General features: G+C 69.6%; 1 protein-coding gene and 1 pseudogene. One reads left to right on the forward strand and one right to left on the reverse strand.

The features are described from left to right. Window positions 1–195: 195 nt before the first annotated feature. Window positions 196–451: pseudogene (locus IH13_RS44835) on the reverse strand (ATP-binding cassette domain-containing protein); the annotation flags it as partial. Between the two features lie 771 nt (window positions 452–1,222). Between IH13_RS44835 and IH13_RS0122945 the strand changes: the two are divergent. Then, a partial coding sequence (locus tag IH13_RS0122945) for a putative immunity protein (protein WP_031087345.1) occupies window positions 1,223–1,709 on the forward strand: 487 nt, incomplete at its 3' end.

A 1,709-nucleotide genomic window follows, 5' to 3' on the forward strand; every position in this document is an offset into this window, starting at 1 on the left:
GATGTGTATAAGAGACAGAGCCCGGCCGGAGCCGGCACGACGGACGCCGCCGCCGTCACCGCGGGGACTTCGGGCGCCCGGCGCAGTGCTGCGCCCGTGAGCGCTCCGATGGTGACGAGCGTGACGGCCCCGCCCCGCCGCCGGGGTTGTCCCGTTCTCTGCGGACCGTACGAGGGGAGCCGACGTCATGCCGCGCCCAGTTCGTGGCCGCTGGTCGAGCCCGGTGACGCACCGGAGGAAGGTGGACCTGCCGGACCCGGAGGGGGCCCATGAGCGAGCTGAACGTGCCCCGAGGGAGGGTGAGGTCGACGCCCGCGAGTGCGTGTACGGTGCCGGATGCGCGACCCGTGCTGCCGCCGGACGCCGCACAGTTCGACGGCGACATGGGGTGTGGCCGCCGGAGCCCCCGGTCGGAGTCCGCCCTTCGCCGCTTGCCGTTGCGTAACCTCATCTTCCGCCCTTTCACGGTCGTCTTCTGCCGACGAACTGAGGGTGCGTGTTCGGCAGTGCCTCAGGCGACATACCGGGGAGCCGATGTGGACGTACCACTGCGGTAGGGGGTGGAGGAGGGGCCGGCCCCGGGACCGACGATCATCGTTCGGGCTCTCGGGCTCTCGGGCTCTCGGGCCGCAGATGCAGGTCGTCCGTACCCGTGACCACACACCAGCCACGGGGCGATCGCCCCCTCCGTGCCCCAAGAAGAGTGCCCGGGGCATGCGCCCACGCGCCCAGGCCCTGCTCTGCCTCGCCCGCCCGAGGGCCGGTGTCCTGTTCGCGATGCTCCGCGACAGGACCTCCTACGCACCCCAACCCGCCGCAGCCGCCCGATCCTCCGACTCTCGGACAGGCACGTCATCGCTCATGACGGCCGCAGCGCCATCCGACCACCTTGACCAAAGACATAGGGCCCCCGCCAGGCGCAGTGGAGCCCCGGTAGGCGGGTACCGTCACCGCCGGAGACCGCACCCCAGTCAGTCAGCGGCTCCACAACGGGTTCGCCCTCTTGGCCGGGCAGGTTCGCTGACTGACGTGAGTTCGCGCCCGGAGCAACTGGCAGCGCTCGGGACCGCGGAACGACAAACGGCGCCAAGTTTTCGTCGGCCTGGCGGGCTACTGATGGGGCGTTGGCGGGAGACCGTTCCGAGGCCTTCTCGTAGCCAACGCCCTACTGTCTGCGGCATCGTGTGTGTCCACCGGGTGCTCAAGGATACGCTGCAGAACCATGGCAAAGAGCACGCGCACCGTGTCCGGAGACTTCGACCTGACGATGGGTGAGTTGCGCGTCGTCGCGCATTACGTGGTCCGGCACGCGGAAGACGTCCTATTGGTCTATGAGCAGGCTGTTCCCGATGACCCCCGCCCGCGTGCGGCGATCGACGCTGCCTGGGCGTTCATCAACGGTGCCGACAGGACGAAATTGCAGCGCGTCACTTCCCTCGAAGCCCATCGAGCCGCCCGGTCCGCCCCCTCCGAAGCCGCACGACTGGCCGCTCGATGCGCCGGTGACGCCGCGTCGGCTGCATACCTGCATCCCATCGCCCAGGCCGGCCAGGTCGGCCATATCTTGCGAGCCTCCGCGAGCGCTGCACACATCGGAGGGTTGAAGGCGGGCGGAGACACCGCGATTGTGGACGCCCTGATGGAAAGATCGAGGCGGCGTGCAACGCCGGTACTCGTCGATGTGCTCTGCCGCTACCCGCCCGCGGCAG

It is taken from the genome of Streptomyces sp. NRRL WC-3549 (assembly GCF_000721935.1).
In the GTDB taxonomy this organism is placed as follows: Bacteria; Actinomycetota; Actinomycetes; order Streptomycetales; family Streptomycetaceae; genus Streptomyces.